General features: G+C 33.0%; 4 protein-coding genes. 3 read left to right on the top strand and 1 reads right to left on the bottom strand.

All coding sequences use genetic code 11. From position 1 onward, the window contains the following. Positions 1–224: 224 nt before the first annotated feature. The gene (locus tag IWX83_RS16915; RefSeq protein ID WP_196831332.1) at positions 225–836 is read right to left on the bottom strand and encodes a hypothetical protein; all 612 of its coding nucleotides are present in this window, start codon (positions 834–836) and stop codon (positions 225–227) included. 225 nt (positions 837–1,061) lie between these two features. On the opposite strand from IWX83_RS16915, the gene IWX83_RS16910 reads away from it, so the two are divergent. The 3 genes from IWX83_RS16910 to IWX83_RS16900 all read left to right on the top strand — a co-directional run bounded on the left by IWX83_RS16910 (position 1,062) and on the right by IWX83_RS16900 (position 3,294). After that, a complete protein-coding gene (locus IWX83_RS16910; protein WP_196831331.1) occupies positions 1,062–1,727 on the top strand; it encodes a hypothetical protein in 666 nt (221 codons plus the stop codon). Positions 1,728–1,901: 174 nt separating this feature from the next. Next, positions 1,902–2,585, top strand: coding sequence for a DUF6624 domain-containing protein (locus IWX83_RS16905; protein ID WP_196831330.1), 684 nt, complete (start codon positions 1,902–1,904; stop codon positions 2,583–2,585). Positions 2,586–2,898: 313 nt separating this feature from the next. Continuing rightward, complete coding sequence (locus IWX83_RS16900) at positions 2,899–3,294, top strand: hypothetical protein (RefSeq protein WP_196831329.1); 396 nt, start codon at positions 2,899–2,901, stop codon at positions 3,292–3,294. Positions 3,295–3,470: the final 176 nt, after the last annotated feature.

The following is a 3,470-nucleotide window of genomic DNA, read 5'->3' as shown; positions in this document are numbered from 1 at the left end:
ACGCTGTAAGTTTTGTTTTCTAATTCGACAATTTGTATTTTCGAATTTTTATTCAAGCTTACAGCGTGTGTCCTGCTCATGCAGGGCACACACACTCGTTTGCACGCATTGCGGGTTTTGTGGTTTAATCATATTTTTATTTCGCATCATATTTATTTTAATTAGAAAATTTATCGTTACGAACTCCGCAACGACGAGCAAGCGAGGGAACGTTACAAGCAATACTACGACAGAACCTCGTAATCAAAAGGAAGTGTAATTCTTGCAACTATTCTAAAAGTAGTTTTGCTTATTGGTAAACTTTCGTGCAAAAATTGACTGTTTCCATAGTAAACCACATTTGGCTTCATTAAAAAACCTTCTCCCAAATCTTTTATTCGTGTGCAATCTCCACCAACATAAGCATTCCCTTGAAAAACTCCATTCCAACCCTTACAAGCGGGATAAGTAGACGCAATTAGCATTCCGCCTGTATTACTTTTATAAGATAATTTGTGTTCTAAAGAGGATAAAATCCTTCCTCCTTCGCCAACTTTCCATCCATTACCCCCTCCGTTTCCTCCGCCATCACCCCACTTTAAAGATGGTAAGTAATTACCATCAATATGAACACCGCCACGTCTTTGGGTTTTACCTTCTTCAACTAATTTCCCATCTAATGTTAGATAGGCAATTCCTCTTTTAATGGGTAATGCTTCAATCATTTTAGACACCATTTGTTTAAATTCATTTGGTATTTCTAATAAGTTTTCAAGATTAAAAGGAAGCATTTTAACTTCTCCTGTAAAACTTGGAATTTGAACTTCGTAAAGTTCTCTTGAAATTGATGTAATCATAATGTTTATATTTAAAATTAGTATAAGTACTGCTTGTAACAGCGGTTTTATTCAATTGCGAATTTTTTAGTTAAATCACGTTCACGTTTCGCATCGTGTTTTGTGGTTTCCGAAAATATGCAGTCCCGAACTTCGCAACTGAAATAAAGCCGCAGGACGTTGTGCGTCAGTTTAGAGCGACCGAAAACCGAAAGAAAACTATTAAAAACCGAACTTTAAAATAATATGAGCGAAAAATTTACTTTGACTGGCGGAGCAAGAATTGGAATGGCAAATGCTAGTTATCCTTTTGCTGATTTATATGTTGACAAAGAAATATTAAAAATTAATGCTTCGATTGTAGGTAATTTAATGTTTCAACCAAAAGACATAATTTCAATTGAAACCTATACTTTAATTCCACTAATTGGACAAGGAATAAAAATTAATCACAGAATAGAAAACTATAATCCGAAAGTTATATTTTGGACATTTAAAGATCCAAATTTTGTAATTGGCGAAATTAAAAAAACTGGATTTTTAAAAAACTTAGATAGCGAAATAAGTTCTAGCGATTTGGAAGTTATAAGGAAGCAAAAAGAAGGTGGATTTCCGTTAAAGAAATCAGTAGCAGTTATTTTTATTGTTGCTTGGAACTTACTTTTCCTATCTGATATTATTTCATTTTTTCTTAAAGCTGAAACCGAAGGTTCGCCAATTGGAATTGGAATAAACTTAGCAGTCGGATTAATATTTGTAAGTTCAATTTTAGCAATTGTTTCTGAAAAGTTCCGAAAAATAATTCTCAAAGAAAATAGAAATTTTGAAGACATAAAAAAGTTTGCATATTTTATCGCATTAATAAGCGGAATAATGTTCATTGTATTTACAATTGGAATTTTGAATAAATAAAAAACCGAACGCACAACACACGCTAAGCGCCATTGCCAAATTTTATCTTGCCGGAACATTTATTTTCACGAATAATGTTTTATCTTTCCGAAAGTTCTCGGTTCGCTTTCATTGGCAACGGACGCCTAGCGCGGGAACGTTACCTGCAAGCTAAAACAACATAAAAGAATAACTATGAAACAAACATTCGCAATATTAATCATCGGACTTCTATTAATTGGATGTAAAGTGAAAACATCAAACGAAAAAGAGACTCAAGAAAAAAAAGTAGTATTCAATCAAGTATTAGCTGATGAACTAAGTAAAATGGCAGAAGTTGACCAAATTGCTGCATACATACCACAAGGCGACTATAAAAAAATGACTAATGAGCAATGGAACTCTTTTAAAGATAGCGTTTTTACAACTCATCAAAAACGAGTAAAACAAGTATTTGACAATTTCGGATTTCCTGGTTATGATTTGGTCGGAGAAAAAGGTTCTTCAGATTTTTGGTTGATTGTTCAGCATTCAGACCATGTCCCAGAATTTCAATTAGAAGTTTTGAAAAAAATGAAGAAAGAAGTTGACAAGGGAAATGCAAATTCCAGAACTTATGGTCTATTAGTTGACCGAGTAAAATTGAATACTGGTCAAGCCCAAATTTATGGCACTCAATTAGCTTACAATATGGAAATATGTCAAGCTTATCCAAGAAATTTAGCAGATAGTATCAATGTAAACAAAAGGAGAAAAGAAATTGGTCTTGAACCATTAGAAGAATATTTAAACGATATGACTGAAATGCACTTCGAAATGAGTAAAGAGTTTTACGCTAAAAAAGGAGTGACAAAACCAAAACTATACAAAACAGAATAAAAGCCAGCAGGTAACAATGTATATAAAAAATAGGCGAAACAGTAGTAAATTCAAGGCTTGTGGCTCGTATCAAACTTTGTACTTAACCGAAAGTTTTGTGCTTCGTAATCGCCTACTTTTTATATACTAAGCGTTATAGGCTAGTTGTGCCGAAAATACGCAGGCGAAACAATTTAAAAATAAACATTTGTTTCCGCATAAAGTTTACAAAGCAGAAGCGTGAAAGTTATAATCTGACAGCGGAAATTTGAAAAGTAAAAATCATAAATCCGAAAATATAAAATTACCTGGAACATTTATAAAAAACTGCAAAATGAAAAAAGTATTATTTTTTATATTTCTATTAGCCTTTTTGACTTCAAAAGCGCAAAATAGCACAAAACAAGAAAAATTGATTATAGGAACTTGGAAATACAACGTTGCCTATGATACAATTGCAGAAGTCGATACTACTGACTTTTACAAACCTTATGCAGAAAGAGAGAAAAAATATTTTTTTACCAAAATTAAGGTAAAAAAGTCAACGGCAAAACTATCCGACTATTTGGAAAAATGGAATGTAACTTGGGAAATTAAAAATTCAAACGAACTTTATTTTTTTTTAGAAGATAAAAAAATAGTGAAATATTTAATAATAAAATTAACTAGTGACACTTTAGAATTACGTGAACCAAACTCTAAAATAAGTACACTTGGATATTACAAATAATAGAACATGGAACGTTGGAATCTGCCAACAGAAATTGGAAAAGACTGCGGTTTTATGATAATTTCGACAAAACAACCAGCCTATAATCGAGTAGACGGCTCCGCCAGTAACTGACGGAGTGCGCCTCTCACACCACCGAACGTACGGGTCACGTATTCGGCGGTTCGCAAAGAGAT

It is taken from the genome of Flavobacterium sp. CG_9.1 (assembly GCF_015751645.1).
GTDB lineage: Bacteria > Bacteroidota > Bacteroidia > Flavobacteriales > Flavobacteriaceae > Flavobacterium > Flavobacterium xanthum.
This window is presented reverse-complemented; position numbering and strand designations above follow the sequence as displayed.